We start from the raw sequence: 15654 nt of genomic DNA on the forward strand, positions 1-15654 counted from the left end.
GTCCCATGGCCAAGCGTCTTGATATCAAGGACCTGAACATCTACTACGGCGCGTTCCACGCGGTGCGCGATGTGACCCTCTCGGTGCCGCCGAACTCGGTGACCGCCTTCATCGGACCGTCCGGTTGCGGTAAGTCGACAGTGCTCCGCTCCATCAACCGCATGCACGAGGTGACGCCCGGCGCCCGCGTGGACGGCCACATCACCCTCGACGGTGCCGACATCTACGGTCCCGGCGTCGATCCGGTGGGCGTGCGCAAGACCATCGGCATGGTCTTCCAGCGCGCGAACCCGTTCCCCACCATGTCGATCCGCGACAACGTGGTGGCCGGCCTGCGGCTGCAGGGCATCCGCAGCAAGGACAAGTTGGACGAGGTGGCCGAGCAGTCGCTGCGCGGCGCCAACCTCTGGGAAGAGGTCAAGGACCGGCTCAACAAGCCCGGCGGCGGACTGTCCGGCGGTCAGCAGCAGCGTCTGTGCATCGCGCGCGCGATCGCGGTGAGCCCCGACGTGCTGCTCATGGACGAGCCCTGCTCGGCCCTGGACCCGATCTCGACGCTGGCCATCGAGGACCTGATCGCCGAGCTCAAGCAGCAGTACACGATCGTCATCGTCACGCACAACATGCAGCAGGCCGCCCGCGTCTCCGATCAGACCGCGTTCTTCAACCTCGAGGCCACCGGCAAGCCCGGCCAGCTCATCGAGATCAACGCGACCGAGAAGATGTTCTCCAACCCGGAGGAGCAGGCCACCGAGGACTACATCTCGGGCCGGTTCGGCTGATCCCGCTGCGCACGCGACCGCGGCACCGGCCGCGCCGGTACCCGACGGTACGGTGAGGCAATGACATCGCAGTACAGCACCGTGCTCCCGGGCGACCGTGCGGTCGCCCGCGTGCGCGACGCGGTGCTCCTGGTGGACGTGCCCGCCGTGGGCGCGCCGCCCGAGGTCGCGGCCCTGATGGCCGCACTCGACACCGACGACGACATCACCAGGGCGGTGGCGGCGCAGTCGGGCCCGTCCTTCGTGGTGCTCCAGGTGACCGAGACCACCGTCCGGGCGCTGATCCACGGCTCCGCCGGGGTCCCGCCCGAGCAGGCGCTCACCGTGGCCATCTTCGGATCCGCCTCCGCCGCCGCGCCGCTGAGCGCCCTGCACGCGGAGGCCGGCTTCGTCGAACGGGTCTCGCCGCTGCCGCCCGGCGCGGTGGTCACCGTCACCGTCGGGCCGCCGCCCCCGCCCGGCCCCGTGTGCGGGCCCACCGCCCTGCACCTCCTGCGCGGCGCCGTCCCCGGCGCGGGCGCGGTGCTGTGGTCCGACGAATCACTGGAAGCGCAGGGCGAGATCGACGCCGCCACCGACGTCTTCCCCGGCGATGCGCCGACGAACGAGGAACCCACGGGCGTGAGTCCGCTGTTCGCCGCCACCGAGCACGAGGTGGAGGTGCCGGAGTCGGTGCCCACCGCGGGGCCCCTGGTGGAGGGAAGGCGTTGCGCCTTCGGGCATCTCAACGCCCCGTTCGCCGCGTACTGCAGCCGCTGCGGCGCGCTCGTGGATCGCCGCGCTCCGCTGGAGACGGGGCCGCGGCCGCCGCTCGGCATGCTGGTGGCCGACGACGGCGCCGCCTACGTGGTGGAGGCCGATATGGTGATCGGCCGCGACCCGTCGGGCTACGTGGCCCAGCGCGGCGGCCGCTCGTTCGACGGTGCCGGACGCCTCAATTCCGTTGTCCTCCAAGACCGCACGGGCGCACTGTCGCGCGCGCACCTGGAGATCCGGATCGACGGCTGGCAGCTGCTGGCGGTGGACGTGGGATCGGCGAACGGCACCTGGGTGCGCCCGCCGGCCACACCCGCGCCGCTGCGGCTACCGCCCGGCCAGCCGGTACCGCTCACGCCGGGCACCGATATCCACCTGGGCGGCAGGATCCTGCAGCTCCAGGACGGCGCCGGCGGCTGATTCAGTTCGAGACGTCGGCGGTGGGCTCGGCGTTGCCGGTGGCCTGGAAGATCACCCGGCGGCCGATCTCCACAGCGTGATCGGCGAAGCGCTCGTAGTAGCGGCCCAGCAGCGTCACGTCGACCGCGGCGGCCACGCCGTGCTTCCAATCCCGGTCCATCAGCACCGTGAACAGGTGGCGATGCAGATCGTCCATCGCATCGTCCTGCTCCTCGATCTCGGCCGCCTGCTTCGGGTCCTGCGTGAGCAGCACCTCGCGGGCCGAGTTCGCGAGTTCCACGGCGAGCCGGCCCATCTCGGCGAAGTAGCCGTTGACCTCCTCGGGGAGGGTCTTGTTCGGGAAGCGGCGGCGGGTGACCTTGGCGACGTGCAGCGCCAGCGCGCCCATCCGGTCGACATCGGCGACGATCTGGAAGCCCGACACCACGATGCGCAGATCGCTGGCTACGGGGGCCTGCAGCGCGAGCAGGGAGAAGGCCTCCTCCTCGGCGCGGCGGCTCAGGCGGACGATCTCGTCGTGCCCGGAGATGACCTCCTCGGCGAGCTCGAGATCGGCCTGCAGCAGGGCGTTGGTGGCCTTCTCCATGGCCACACCCGACTTGCCGCAGATGTCACCGAGAATGTCATTGAACGCAGCCATCTGCTGTGTGTACGCGGTACGCATGGGCGCATTATAACGCCCGATTCTGACGGTTTGTCGTCCTCAGCTGAGCGGTAGGTGAATGCGAAGTGAACGCGGCTTCACCCGCCGCTGGTCTCCGTCTCCGCGCCGGGCATCGCGGCGGCGTCGGCCTCCCACGGATCGTCGAGCCAGCCCTCCGGGAGCACCACCTTGCCGGGGGTGCCCTGGCGGCCGCGGGGACCCTCCGCGTCCTTCGGGAAGGGCACGTCGCGGGGCAGCGTGTCGAGCAGCGCGCGCAGGTCGGTCAGGGTCTTGACGGTGGCCAGCCGGGTGCGCAGCTCGCCGCCGGCGGGGAAGCCGCGCAGGTACCAGGCCACGTGCTTGCGGATCTCCCGCATGCCCTTGTCCTCGCCGTGGTGCGCGGCCAGCAGCTCGCCGTGGCGGTACATGATCTCGGTGACCTCGCCGAGGTTCGGCGGGGTCGGCATCGCGGTGCCGTTCAGGGCGGCGGACAGCTCGGAGAACAGCCAGGGGCGGCCGAGGCAGCCGCGGCCCACCACCACGCCGTCGCAGCCGGTGCGGTCCATCATGGTCACCGCGTCGTCGGCGGCGAAGATGTCGCCGTTGCCGAGCACCGGCACAGCATCGCCGAAGTGGTGGTGCACGTGCTCCTTGAGCCGGGCGATCTCGTCCCAGTCGGCCTGACCGGAGTAGCGCTGCGACGCGGTGCGGGCGTGCAGCGCCACGGCGACAGCGCCCTGCTCCGCGGCGATCCGGCCCGCATCCAGGTGGGTGTGGTGCTCGTCGTCGATGCCGATGCGGAACTTCACGGTGACCGGGATGCGGCCGCCGGCGCCGCCGTCCTCGATCCCGCGGACCGCCGCATCGACGATGCTGGCGAACAGGTTCCGCTTGTACGGCAGCGCGGACCCGCCGCCGCGGCGGGTGATCTTCGGGACGGGGCAGCCGAAGTTCATGTCCAGGTGATCCGCGAGGCCCTCCTCGGCGATCATCCGGGCCGCCTCGTAGGTGTAGTGCGCGTCCACCGTGTACAGCTGCAGGCTCCGCGGGTCCTCGTCGGGCGCGAAGGTGGTCATGTGCATGGTGACGGGGTGCCGCTCCACCAGGGCGCGGGCGGTGACCATCTCGCACACGTACAGGCCCGCTACGGTGCCCGAGCGCTGGCGCTCCAACTCCCGGCACAGGCTGCGGAAGGCCACATTGGTGACGCCGGCCATCGGCGCGAGCACGACGGGGGAGTCGAGCTCGAACCGGCCGATGGTCAGTTTCGGCTGCGTGGCGGTGGTCATGGGTGCTCCCTTAACGCGTTCACCTCCCGACGCCCGGAGGACATCAGGAGGTGAGTGCGGTCGATCGCGGAGGTCAGGCGCTCGCGCCGGCCTTCTCCTTGGCGGCGGCCTTCTCCTTCTTGGCGGCCTCGCGGGCCAGCGAGCGGTCGCGCATCTCCTCGAACTTCACGGCCGCGGCCTCGAGCTCGTCGAGGAAGGCCGCGAGCTCCTCGCGGGTCCGCTCGCCCTCGGCGCTGAAGTCCTCGCGCTCGAAGATCTTCCACTTGCGCAGCACGGGCATGACGACCTCGTCCTTGTGCTGGCGCAGGTCGTAGATGCCGTGCTTGGCCATGAGCACGCCGTTGCGGCGGAAGTCCGGCATACCGGCGCCGGGCATCTCGAAGTGCTTGATGGTGTCGGTGATGGCGCGGATCGCCTGGTCGGGCACCAGGTCGAGGCCGGCGGCCGAGATGTTGCGGTAGAAGATCATGTGCAGGTTCTCGTCCGCCGCGATGCGCTGCAGCATCTTGTCGGCGATCGGGTCGGCACACACCTTGCCGGTGTTGCGGTGGCTCACGCGGGTGGCCAGCTCCTGGAAGGTCACGTACGCCACCGAGTGCAGCATCGTCATCTTCTGCTCGGTGTGCTGAGCGACCTTGCCCTGGGGATCCCAGCCGTTGGTCATGTGGATCATGCGGGCCTGCTCGAGCTTCACCGGGTCCACACCGCGGGTCACCACGAGGTAGTCGCGCATCGCGATGCCGTGGCGGTTCTCCTCGGCGGTCCAGCGGCCCACCCAGTGGCCCCAGGCGTCGTCCATGGAGAAGTTGGCGGCGATCTCCCGGTGGTACGTGGGCAGGTTGTCCTCGGTGAGGAGGTTGGTGATCATCGCGGCCTTGGCGACCTCGTCGAGGCGGCTCTCCTCGGGGTCGTAATCATGACCGCCGAGCGCTGCGAAGTTGCTGCCGTCCGCCCACGGGATGTACTCGTGGGGGCTCCAGTCCTTGGTCATCGAGAGATGGCGGTTGACGTTGTCCTCGGCGACGCCCGACAGCTCCTGCAGGAGCTCGAGCTGAGTGAGTGGACGGGTCGACATCATTCCTCTTCCGACGTATTTCTGCTTCGAACTATCCGACAAGACTACGCAAATCACACTCTGGACTCAACGTAGCCGGGGGTTATGCGCTGGCTGCGGCCTTTTCCAGGGCGCGTTCGCGCTTGGCGGCCTCGCGGGCCAGCGAGCGGTCGCGCATCTCCTCGAAGCGGCCGGCCTGCAGTTCGAGCTCGTCGATGTAGGCGGCCAGTTCCTCCCGCGCCTTCTGGCCCTCGGGGCCGAAGTCGTCGCGCTCGAAGATCTTCCACTTGCGCAGCACGGGCATGACGACCTCGTCCTTGTGCTGGCGCAGGTCGTAGATGCCGTGCTTGGCCATGAGCACGCCGTTGCGGCGGAAGTCGGGCATGCCGATGCCGGGCATCTCGAAGTGGGTGAGGATGTCGGTCACCGCGCGCAGGGCCTGGTCGGGGGCCAGATCGAGCGCCGCACCGCAGATGTTGCGGTAGAAGATCATGTGCAGGTTCTCGTCGGCCGCGATGCGCTGGAGCAGCTTGTCGGCGGTGGCGTCGTTGCAGGCCTTGCCGGTGTTGCGGTGGCTCACGCGGGTGGCCAGCTCCTGGAAGGTCACGTACGAGACCAGGTGCAGGATGCTGCGGGCCTCGGGGCCGGCGCCGGAATGGCCCTGCGAGGAGACGCCGTTACCCATGTGGGTCATCCGGAACTCCTCGAGCTTGACCGGGTCGACCGCGCGGGTCACCAGCAGGTAGTCGCGCATCGCGATGCCGTGGCGGTTCTCCTCGGCGGTCCAGCGGCCCACCCAGTGGCCCCACGCGTGGTCCATGGAGAAGTTCTCGGAGATCTCCCGGTGGTAGCTGGGAAGGTTGTCCTCGGTGAGCAGGTTGGTGATCATCGCGGCCCGCGCCACATCGGAGAGCTGCGACTGCGACGGGTCCCAGTCCTGACCGCCGAGGGCGGCGTAGTTGCTGCCCTCGTCCCACGGCACGTAGTCGTGCGGGTTCCAGTCCTTGGTCATCGACAGGTGGCGATTGACATTCGCCTCCGCCACACCGGAGAGCTCGGTGAGCATCTCCAGGTGAGTGAGTTCGCGTTGCATGTTCCTCCGTCGCTCGGCACGGGGCCGACTCGAGACACGTCCGGTTGGATTTCGCACACCGTGGTCTCGGTGTTACTGCGCCCGGCAATCTTCCTGCCGAAATGCGCCGTGACTGTGTCCAAGGTAACTCCGATGGAGGATTCACCGCACTGAATCGCGGGGTGGGTGACTCGTTCCACATCCTGCACCGGTGTCAGATCCAGCCGCGTTCCCGCGCCCGGAGGGTGGCCTCGTACCGGTTCGCGACGCCCAGTTTGGCGACCGCGGAGGAGAGGTAGTTGCGGGTGGTGCCGGGGCTCAGATGCGCGCGCCGGGCGATCTCGTCGACGGAGGCCCCGTCGGCGGCGAACTCCAGGACGTCGGCCTCGCGCGGCGTGAGCGGCGAATCCCCGGCACTGATCGCCTCCGCGGCGAGCTCGGGGTCCACGTACCGGCCGCCGGTGTGGACGGTGCGGATCACCTGCGCCAGCGTGGCCGCGGGCGCGGTCTTGGGGAGGAAGCCGCGCACGCCGATCGACAGCGCCCGCTTGAGGTAGCCGGGCCGCCCGTGGCTGGTGACGATCAGGGTGCCGGCGTCGGGGGTGAGAGCGAGCAGCTGGGCCGCGGTGTCGATGCCGTCCATCCCGGGCATCTGCAGGTCCAGGACGGCGACCGCGGGTGGCAGGCCCTGTTCCACGCGGCGCTGCCACAGCGCCACCAGCTCGGCGCCCGAGCCGGCCTCGGCGGCCACGTGCAGATCGTCCTCCAGGTCCAGCAGGGCCGCCATCGCGGTGCGGATCAGGTGCTCGTCGTCGGCGAGCAGCACGTCGATCATCGTTCCTCCCAGGTCACGGCCAGGACGAAGTCTCCGGCTTCGCCGGTGGTGCGCAGCTGCGCGCCCACGGTGTGCACGCGCTCGGCCAGGCCCGCCAGGCCCGACGGTGCGCCGGACGGTGCGTCGGGCGCACCGTCGTTGCGCAGTTCCAGGCCGTCGGCGCGCAGGGTGAGTTCGGCGGCGGAGGCGGTCGAATGCTTGACGATGTTGGTGGTGCCCTCGCGGACCACCCACGCGGCGGTCTCGTGGAAGCGGGTGGGCACGTCGTCGGGGGAGCCGGTCACGGTGAGCCGGCAGCCCGCGGCGGCGAGCAGGGAGCGGGCCCCGGCCACCTCGCCGGCGAGGTCCACATCGCGGTAGCCGCGCACCAGCGAGCGCATCTCCTCCATCGAGGTCACGGCCAGTGACTTCACCTCGTCCATCTCGGTGGCCGCGCGGTCCGCGGCGCCGGCGCGGACCAGGGTCGCGGCCAGTTCACTCTTGACCGCGATCGCCGAGAACCCGCGCCCCACCACGTCGTGCAGGTCGCGGGCGAATCGCAGCCGTTCCTCGGCCACCTGCAACTCGGCGGCCATATCGCGGCTTTCCTCGAGCTCGGACAGGACGTGCAGGCTCCACACCGTCGCGCGGGTGGTCCACATGAGCAACACCCCGATGGGGAAGACGATCAGCAGCCGGAGGGCCGTGTCGGCGTCGCGCATCAGCAGCATGATCAGCACGCTGCCCGCGATCAGGATCGGCCACGGGTGCCGCACGAAGGGCAGGACCGAACCCGAGGCCATCAGCAGGGTGAGGAAGGCGGTGACGGCGGCCCCGTTGCGGACCGGTCCGTCGCCCGCGGCGAGCGCGATCACCACCGCCCCGCCGAAGACGAGGGCCTGGCAGGTCACCGCGAAGCGCCAGGCCAGACGGCGCTGGCGGGCGTCCGCGCGCATGGACAGTTCGGGTTGGGATTCGACGGCGGCGATCGCGGCGAGGCCCACGATGACCGTCGCGATCACGGGCAGCGGGCGGATGCCGGTCACGGCCAGCATCGCGACCACGCTGATCACCGCGCTCTGCAGGACCAACCGGGTGTACAGCCGGAACTTGTCGGGCCCCGACATCCCGGCCCACCACGCCGCGACCCGGCGCAGGGGCGCCGGGATCACCCGCGATCGTTCCAGCGGAACCACTGGAGAACCAGAGCCACTGAGATCGCCGTCCATAGGACCAGTGTGGCAAGAGGTCGCCCGGCTTCGGCGAAGGTGGCGGCGAAGTCGAGGGCGGCGGCGTCGTTCGCGGCACCCGGTGCCAGTCCCGCCTCGCCCAGCCGGATCAGGTCGGCGACTGCGGCGAAGGGCGTCCAGTCGGCGATCCGGCCGAGCTGCTCGGGGAGCACGGGGCGGATGCTCGCCAGGCCCACCATCGACAGCACCATCACCGGGATGGAGGTGATCTGCGCGGCCTCGGCGTTCTTGGTCACGGCACTGGTGGCCAGCGCGAGCAGGGTGAAGATCAGCAGGCCGCCGATCAGGGCCACCAGCAGCAGCAGCGGGTTCACCGGCAGCGGGCCACCCGCGGCGAAGACGGTGCCCGCCACGATCACCGTGCCCACCAGGGTGAGCACGGCCCCGGGCACGGCGGGTGCGGTGAGGATCTGCAGATCGGTGGCCTCGCCGGTGCGCAGGCGTTTCAGGACGCCCTCGGACCGGCGCGTGGTGACCATCGACAGCACCGAGTAGTACTGCACCATCAGCAGCGCCGACAGCGCGAAGATCTCCAGCGTGTTGGCCACGCCGAGCGCGGTCCGCGGACCGTCGCCCGCGGCGAAGAAGAGCAGCAGGGGCGTCCCCACGGGGAACACGGTGCCCATGAAGAGCAGCGTCTTGTTGCGCCGGAACTGCAGGTACTCGGCGTGCGCGAGGGCGCGCAGGGGACGGCGGCCGTAGCCGACGCCGGGACGGGTGGCGGTCGCGGTACTCATCGGGGGTCTCCGTTCGTCGTGTCGGCCACGGACAGGAACACCGATTCGAGCGACGGTGCGTGGGCCTGCAGGCCGTTCAGGGTGAGGCCGCGGTCGGCGGCCCAGTCGAGCAGGGTGTGCAGATCGGCCTGCAGCCGGTGGGTTTCGACGGTGAGCCGCGCACCGTCGGGTCCGGTGCCGACCCGTGCGCCGGGCAGCACCGGCACCGGGACCCCGGGATCGTCGAAGGCGATCACGGCCGGGTGGTCCTCGACGATGTCGCGGAGCGTCCCGAGGCGGGCGATCTCGCCGCGGTGCATGATCGCGATCCGGTCGGCGAGGGCCTCGGCCTCGTCGAGGTAGTGGGTGGTGAGCACCATGGTGACGCCGTCGGCCTTGAGCTCGGCGAGCAGCCGCCAGGTGGATCGGCGGCTCTCCGGGTCGAGTCCGGTGGTGGGCTCGTCGAGGAACAGCAGCCGGGGTTGCCCGATCAGCGCGCAGGCGAGGTCCACGCGGCGCTGCTCACCGCCGGACAGTGCGCGCACCCGCACATCGGCGCGGTCGGTGAGGTGCACGCGGGCCAGCACCGAGTCGGTGTCGGTGGGATTGCTGCAGGTGCCGCGCCACATCTGCAGGGTCTCGCGCACGGTGAGCTCGGCGGGGAGGCCGCCGGCCTGCAGCATGATCCCGCACAGTGGGCGCACGTCACGGCGGTCGCGCAGCGGGTCGCGGCCGAACACGGTGACCTCGCCCGAGGTGGGGGCGGCCAGGCCCTCCAGGAGGTCGAGGGTGGAGGTCTTGCCGGCGCCGTTGGTGCCGAGCAGGGCGAAGACCTCGCCGTGCCGGACGTCGAGATCGACGCCGCGGACGGCCTCGTAGGCGTTGCCGCCGGTCCCATAGGTGCGGCGCAGCCCGGTCGCGGCGATGACGGTGTCGGTGGTCACGGCGGGCTCGGCCCGCACGGCGGTCACGCGCGTCCCCACTTGCGGCTGCCGAGCACCCACCGCACCGCCATGTGGGCGGCGATGACGGCGGCCACCACGGCCGCGAGGGCGGCGGGCGGCTGGAATGCGACGAACCCGGCCGCCAGGACGACGACTGTGATTACGATCACGAAGATCTCGCGGGAGCGGGTGGGCGCCGGTCCGAGCCGGACGGCGTCCATCAGCAGATCGTGGGGTCCGGTCGCGTCCGGGTGGCGCGGCGGGTGTGTCGGTGCGTGGGAAGGTGGTCCGAAGTGACGGTCTGTGGCGTTCATGTCTTCGAGCCTGGTGGGTCCGGGCGGTCGCGAGTAGTGCGCGATGTCATGAGTTCCGCCGCGGTCGTCATGGGGTGCCCATGACATCCGTCATGGGGTGCGCCCCCGCGCGGACACCGCATCGTCACCGAATCGTTCCCGCCAGTTCGCGTCCCCGACGCACGAGTCCCGGAACCTACACGCTGTGACGGCCGCATCGACTGAGATCGTGGAGCCCTCAGCGGAGAAGGGCGTGCGCGCGAATCTCAAGCTGCGGGACAATCTGCTGTTCCTACTGTTCGTGGTGCCGAACCTGGCGCTGCTCACCGCGTTCACCTACCGGCCGCTGATCGACAACTTCGCGCTGAGCTTCAAGGACTGGTCGCTGGCCAGCCCCGAGCCGGCGAAGTGGATCGGCCTGGACAACTACCGCGAGTTCTTCACCAAGGCGGAGAGCTGGCAGGTGGTCACGGTCACGCTGGTGTTCACCGTGAGCGCGTTGGTGATCTCCATGGTGCTGGGGCTGGCGCTGGCGATGCTGCTGGATCAGAACCTCAAGGGCCGCAACCTGGTCCGGTCGGCCGTCTTCGCGCCCTTCGTGATCTCGGGTGCCGCGATCGGTGCGGCCTTCTACTTCGTCTTCAATCCGCAGTTCGGCGCGGTCGCGTCGATCCTGAGCTGGTTCGGCATCACCAGCCCGGACTTCTACCAGGAGCCCGGCTGGGCCCTGTTCCTGGTCACCTTCACCTACATCTGGAAGAACCTGGGCTACACCTTCGTGATCTACCTGGCCGCACTGCAGGGCCTGAACAAGGATCTCGATGAGGCGGCGGCGATCGACGGGACGCCCACGTGGCGCAAGTTCTGGCGGGTCACCTTCCCGCAGCTGCGGCCGGCCACGTACTTCCTGTCGATCACGGTGCTGCTCAACAGCCTTCAGGTGTTCGACATCGTCAACATCATGTTCCCGGACGGCGGCCCGCAGGGCGGCACCACCACCATGGTGTTCGACATCTACTGGCAGACCTTCCGCAACCAGCGGGCCGGCTACGGCGCCACGATCGCCACGATCATGTTCCTCGTGCTGCTGATCGTCACCGTGGTGCAGGTCCGGATGATGGATCGGGGCAACGAGAAGTGAGCGCGAACCCCACGAGCAGCGTCGGGAAGAAGGCGCTCGGCTACCTCGGCATGCTGGCCACGCTGGCGCTGGTCGCGGTGCCGGTGTACTTCATCGTGATCACCTCGTTCAAGGACCGGCCGGACATCTTCGTCTCGCCCGCCACGTGGTGGCCGCCCACCTGGTACCCGGACAACTACAGCTATGTGACGCAGGAGATCCCGTACTGGGACTACCTGCGCAACTCGGTGATCATCACCGCGGTCACCGGCGGCATCAAGTTCGTGCTGGGCGTCACCAGCGCGTACGCGCTGGTGTTCCTGCGTTTCCCGTTCAAGAAGGTGCTGTTCGTGGTGATCATCGCCGCGCTGATGGTGCCGAACCAGATCACGGTGATCTCGAACTACGCCCTGATGGCGAACTACCGCAACACCTTCGTCGGCATCATCCTGCCGCTCGCGGGGGTGGCCTTCGGAACCTTCCTGCTGCGCAATCACTTCCTTTCGCTGCCGCGGGAGATCGTGGAGGCCGCGCGGATGGACGGTGCCGGACACCTGCGCCTGATGTTCCGGGTGATCCTGCCCATCTCGATCCCCACCATGGTGGCCTTCGCGGTGATCACCCTGGTGAACGAGTGGAACGAATACCTGTGGCCCTTCCTCATGTCGGATAACGCCGCCGTCGCACCGCTGCCCGTGGGGCTCACCCTGCTGCAGAACACCGAGCAGGGCGTGAACTGGGGCCCGGTGATGGCGGCCACCCTGCTCACCGCCCTGCCCATGCTCATCGTCTTCCTGATCCTGCAGCGGCAGATGATCAAGGGACTCACCTCCGGCGCCGTCAAGGGCTGACCGGGCCGTATCACTCATCCACCGGAAATCCACCGAAAACCCAAGGGAGCACTCATGGCCGACCTCAGCAGACGCGGATTCCTCGCGACCAGCCTCGCCGCCACCGCGGCCTTCGCCGCCGCCTGCTCGGGCTCCGGCAGCGGTGGGGGCGGTTCGAACTCGGGATCGAGCGGCGGCGACATCAAGCTGCAGTTCCTCACCAACCACCCGGGCAGTTCGAAGGCCATCGAGCAGAGCATCATCGACGAGTTCCAGAAGGCCAACGCCGGCATCAAGATCGAGCTGCTCGACGGCGGCAAGGACTACGAAGAGGTCGCCCAGAAGTTCCAGACCTCGCTGACCGGTGGTACCAAGCCCGACATCATCGTGGTCTCGGACGTCACCTGGTTCAACTTCGCGCTGAACAAGCAGATCGAGCCGCTCGACGGGCTGTTCGCCGGTGCCGGCCTGAACCCGGCCGACTACGTGGACTCGCTGCTCAACGACGGCAAGTTCGACGGCAAGTACTACACGATCCCGTTCGCCCGCTCGACGCCGCTGTTCTACTACAACAAGGACGCCTGGAAGAAGGCCGGCCTCGAGGACCGCGGCCCGAAGGACTGGGACGAGTTCGTCGCCTGGGCGCCGCGTATCCAGGAGGCCATCGGCGGCGATAAGAAGGCCATCGTGCTCGCCGATTCGGCGAACTACATCGACTGGGTCTTCGAGGGCTGGAACTGGTCCAAGGGCGGCGCCTACTCGGACGGCTGGAACCTGAAGTTCACCACTCCCGAGAGCATCGCCGCGGCGCAGCAGCTCAAGGACGTGATCGGCAAGTGGGGTCGTCTCACCAGCAAGCCGGAGAACGACTTCGGTGCCGGACTCGCGGCGGTCACCCTGCAGTCCACGGGCTCGCTCAAGACCATCACCACGACCGCGAAGTTCGAGGTGGGCACCGCCTTCCTGCCCGGCCCCCAGGGCAAGTCGTGCCCCACCGGCGGTGCCGGCCTCGCGATCGCCGCGGGCATCTCGGACGACCGCAAGGCCGCCGCGATGAAGTTCATCGAGTTCCTCACCAACGCGAAGAACTCGTCCACCTTCTCGCAGGGCACCGGGTACATGCCGGTCCGCAAGTCGGCGGTCGACGATCCGTCGATGAAGGACTTCATCGCGAAGAACCCGAACTTCGGCACCGCCGTCAAGCAGCTGCCCTACACCCGCAGCCAGGACAACGCCCGCGTCTTCGTGCCCGGCGGCGGCCGCGATATCGGCCAGGCCCTGCAGCAGATCGCCACCGGTGGCGACCCGGCGGCGGTGCTCGGCACGCTGCAGACCACGATTCAGGGCAAGATCGACTCGCAGATCACGCCGAAGCTGCCGAAGTAGTCCGGCGGTAGCGAACAAGGAGTAGGGAACACCATGGCAACGGTGCGTTTCGACGGTGCGACGGTCCAGTACCCGGGGTCCGAACGGCCCTCGGTCAGCTCGCTCGACCTCGACATCGCGGACGGCGAATTCGTGGTGCTGGTGGGGCCTTCCGGTTGCGGGAAGTCCACCAGCCTGCGGGCGCTCGCGGGACTGGAGGCGGTGACCGACGGGCGCATCCTCATCGACGATGTGGACGTGACCACGGTGTCGCCGAAGAAGCGCGACGTGGCCATGGTGTTCCAGAACTACGCGCTCTACCCGAACATGACGGTGGCGCAGAACATGGGCTTCGCCCTGCGCAATGCCGGTGTGTCCAAGGAGGACACGAACAAGCAGGTCGCGGAGGCAGCGGCCATGCTGGAGCTGGAGCCGCTGCTCGACCGGAAGCCGGCGCGGCTGTCCGGCGGGCAGCGGCAGCGCGTGGCCATGGGCCGCGCCATCGTGCGGCATCCGAAGGTCTTCGCGATGGATGAGCCGCTGTCGAACCTCGATGCGCGCCTGCGGGTCTCGACCCGTTCGCAGATCTCCGCGTTGCAGCGCCGGCTCGGTGTGACCACGCTGTACGTGACCCACGACCAGGTCGAGGCCATGACCATGGGTGACCGCGTGGCGGTTCTCAAGGACGGTCTGCTGCAGCAGGTGGCGCCGCCGCGCGAGCTGTACGACGATCCGGTCAACACCTTCGTCGCCGGCTTCCTGGGCTCGCCGGGGATGAATCTGGTGACGGTGCAGCGCGATACCGACGGCGCGCATCTCGCGGGCGCCACCGTGGCGGTGCCGCGCACCGTCGAGGGTGAGACGGTGACCGTCGGCCTGCGGCCCGAGGCGCTCGATGTGGTGTCCCCGGATGCCCCGGGCGCGGCGAAGGGCACTGTGCAGTTGGTGGAGGAGCTGGGCGCTGAGGCACTGGTCTACGTGACGATCGACGGCCAGGACAAGCCGTTGGTGGCGCGGGTGGACCGGGCCAGCTCGCTACGATCCGGCGACGAGGCCGGTCTCGTGCCCGCGCCGGATCAGGCGCTGTTCTTCCACGCGGAGACGGGCGACCGGCTGCGCTGAGCGCCGCTCGCGGAGGAAGGCGCGTCGCTGCGCGGTGCGCCGGTGCAGGTCCAGCATCGTCTGGACGGCACGGTCCCAGGTGAACTCCTCGGCGCGGGCGCGGGTGGCGTGCCGGTAGTCGCCACCGTCGAGGACGGACCGGACCGCGGTGGCGAACGCGGCCGCGGTATCCGCTGCGGGGAGGCCGCAGTCGGCGCGGGCGATGTCGGCGAGAGCGGAGTTGCGGGACACCACGATCGGGGTGCCGGAGGCGAGCGCCTCCATGGCCGAGAGTCCGAAGGTCTCGTGCGGTCCGGGGCAGACGGCGACGTCCGCGCAGGCGAGGAGGTCGGCGAGATCGTCGCGGTCGGTGAGGTGTCCGGTGAAGGTGACGGGCAGACCGGTCGCCTGGCGTCGCAGCTCGTCGAGCATGGCGCCCCCGCCGGCCACCACGAGGCGCGCCGAGGCACCGTCGGCCAGCAGGGCGCGCAGTACCTCGATCCCGCGCGCGGGGTGCTTCTCCATCGACAGCCGGCAGGATTGCGTGAGCAGGATGTCGGCGCCCTGGGCCCAGCGCGCACGTGCCGCGGCCGTCGCCCGACCGGGGTGGAAGGTCCCGAGGTCCACGCCGAGGGGCACCGTGGCCACGTTGGGGGCGTGGATGCGTGCGAACTCCTCGCCGGCGAAGGGTGTGGTGCAGACGACGGTGTCGTAGCTGCGTGCGGTGCCGAGGTTGGCGATGTCGGAGGCCCACACCGCCACGCGCGGCGCTCCGAGGGCGATCATCCGGTCGAGGCGTTCGTGGCTGATCATCACGGAGCCGATGCCGCGGGCGCGCGCCCACGGGCCCATGCCGCGCAGGGTGAGCCGGTCGGACACCTCGAGGCTGTCGGCGTCGAGCCGGGGGAGCAGTCTGCGGATGCGGACGGGGTTCGCGGCCCGGTAGCCCTCGACGCGGAAGAACTTCGCGCCCGGCACGGTGATCCGCCGGACGCCGGATTCGAGCACCTCATCGCGTTGCTGTGCGCCCGCGACCACCAGTGTGACGCGGTGCCCGTGGGTCACGTAGCCGGCGCCCAGCTGATCCACCGCGGTCCGCAGGCCGCCGGAGCGGGGACCGTAGAAGTTCGCGAGTTGGACGATGTGCATTCCGCCAGGCTGCTCGTGGGGTCGGGCGCGGGGGTGAACGTGCGGGAGCAGTTGGG

General features: G+C 69.6%; 16 protein-coding genes. 6 read left to right on the top strand and 10 right to left on the bottom strand.

The annotated features are described in order from the left end of the window. Positions 1-5: 5 nt before the first annotated feature. Together pstB and TTY48_RS12855 are read left to right on the top strand one after the other, a co-directional pair. Complete coding sequence (pstB, locus tag TTY48_RS12850) at positions 6-782, top strand: phosphate ABC transporter ATP-binding protein PstB (RefSeq protein ID WP_220657866.1); 777 nt, start codon at positions 6-8, stop codon at positions 780-782. A 60-nt stretch (positions 783-842) separates the two neighbouring features. Continuing rightward, the gene (locus TTY48_RS12855; RefSeq protein ID WP_220657867.1) at positions 843-1958 is read left to right on the top strand and encodes an FHA domain-containing protein; all 1116 of its coding nucleotides are present in this window, start codon (positions 843-845) and stop codon (positions 1956-1958) included. A 1-nt stretch (position 1959) separates the two neighbouring features. Here the strand turns inward: TTY48_RS12855 and phoU are convergent, their stop codons facing one another. The 9 genes from phoU to TTY48_RS12900 form a co-directional block, all read right to left on the bottom strand. Then, positions 1960-2622, bottom strand: a complete 663-nt coding sequence (gene phoU / locus TTY48_RS12860) for a phosphate signaling complex protein PhoU (protein WP_220657868.1) — start codon at positions 2620-2622, stop codon at positions 1960-1962. A gap of 77 nt (positions 2623-2699) precedes the next feature. After that, positions 2700-3890 (bottom strand): tRNA dihydrouridine synthase DusB, encoded by a 1191-nt coding sequence (gene dusB / locus TTY48_RS12865; RefSeq protein WP_220657869.1) that lies wholly within the window; start codon positions 3888-3890, stop codon positions 2700-2702. 73 nt (positions 3891-3963) lie between these two features. Further along, the gene (locus TTY48_RS12870) at positions 3964-4968 is read right to left on the bottom strand and encodes an acyl-ACP desaturase (protein WP_304941249.1); all 1005 of its coding nucleotides are present in this window, start codon (positions 4966-4968) and stop codon (positions 3964-3966) included. A gap of 79 nt (positions 4969-5047) precedes the next feature. Beyond that, positions 5048-6037 carry an acyl-ACP desaturase gene (locus TTY48_RS12875; RefSeq protein WP_220657871.1) on the bottom strand — a complete coding sequence of 330 codons (990 nt, stop codon included), beginning with the start codon at positions 6035-6037 and terminating at the stop codon, positions 5048-5050. Between the two features lie 193 nt (positions 6038-6230). Then, complete coding sequence (locus tag TTY48_RS12880; protein ID WP_220657872.1) at positions 6231-6851, bottom strand: response regulator transcription factor; 621 nt, start codon at positions 6849-6851, stop codon at positions 6231-6233. Next, entirely contained in the window at positions 6848-8002 is a 1155-nt protein-coding gene (locus tag TTY48_RS12885) for a sensor histidine kinase (protein ID WP_255585660.1), read from the bottom strand. Before TTY48_RS12885 ends, TTY48_RS12880 begins: the two co-directional genes overlap by 4 nt. Then, positions 7999-8817, bottom strand: a complete 819-nt coding sequence (locus TTY48_RS12890) for an ABC transporter permease (RefSeq protein WP_220657873.1) — start codon at positions 8815-8817, stop codon at positions 7999-8001. Before TTY48_RS12890 ends, TTY48_RS12885 begins: the two co-directional genes overlap by 4 nt. Further along, positions 8814-9767: an ABC transporter ATP-binding protein gene (locus tag TTY48_RS12895; protein ID WP_220657874.1), complete on the bottom strand. Its 954-nt coding sequence runs from the start codon at positions 9765-9767 to the stop codon at positions 8814-8816. The genes TTY48_RS12890 and TTY48_RS12895 overlap by 4 nt, the downstream gene beginning before the upstream one ends. Continuing rightward, a complete protein-coding gene (locus tag TTY48_RS12900; RefSeq protein WP_220657875.1) occupies positions 9764-9961 on the bottom strand; it encodes a hypothetical protein in 198 nt (65 codons plus the stop codon). Before TTY48_RS12900 ends, TTY48_RS12895 begins: the two co-directional genes overlap by 4 nt. 277 nt (positions 9962-10238) lie before the next feature. Between TTY48_RS12900 and TTY48_RS12905 the strand changes: the two genes are divergently transcribed. Genes TTY48_RS12905 through TTY48_RS12920 form a run of 4 tightly spaced genes read left to right on the top strand, consistent with a single transcriptional unit; the run spans position 10239 to position 14470 of the window. Beyond that, a complete protein-coding gene (locus TTY48_RS12905) occupies positions 10239-11174 on the top strand; it encodes a carbohydrate ABC transporter permease (protein WP_220657876.1) in 936 nt (311 codons plus the stop codon). A 50-nt stretch (positions 11175-11224) separates the two neighbouring features. Further along, positions 11225-12004 (top strand): carbohydrate ABC transporter permease, encoded by a 780-nt coding sequence (locus tag TTY48_RS12910; protein ID WP_255585757.1) that lies wholly within the window; start codon positions 11225-11227, stop codon positions 12002-12004. A gap of 54 nt (positions 12005-12058) precedes the next feature. Continuing rightward, positions 12059-13369, top strand: coding sequence for an ABC transporter substrate-binding protein (locus TTY48_RS12915; RefSeq protein WP_220657878.1), 1311 nt, complete (start codon positions 12059-12061; stop codon positions 13367-13369). A gap of 33 nt (positions 13370-13402) precedes the next feature. Further along, positions 13403-14470 carry an ABC transporter ATP-binding protein gene (locus TTY48_RS12920; RefSeq protein ID WP_220657879.1) on the top strand — a complete coding sequence of 356 codons (1068 nt, stop codon included), beginning with the start codon at positions 13403-13405 and terminating at the stop codon, positions 14468-14470. On the opposite strand, the gene TTY48_RS12925 is transcribed toward TTY48_RS12920, so the two are convergent. Next, the gene (locus TTY48_RS12925) at positions 14384-15598 is read right to left on the bottom strand and encodes a glycosyltransferase (RefSeq protein WP_220657880.1); all 1215 of its coding nucleotides are present in this window, start codon (positions 15596-15598) and stop codon (positions 14384-14386) included. The two genes, TTY48_RS12920 and TTY48_RS12925, sit on opposite strands and share 87 nt — an antisense overlap. Positions 15599-15654 lie beyond the last annotated feature (56 nt).

Source organism: Tsukamurella sp. TY48 (assembly GCF_019656655.1).
Taxonomy (GTDB): Bacteria; Actinomycetota; Actinomycetes; order Mycobacteriales; family Mycobacteriaceae; genus Tsukamurella; species Tsukamurella strandjordii.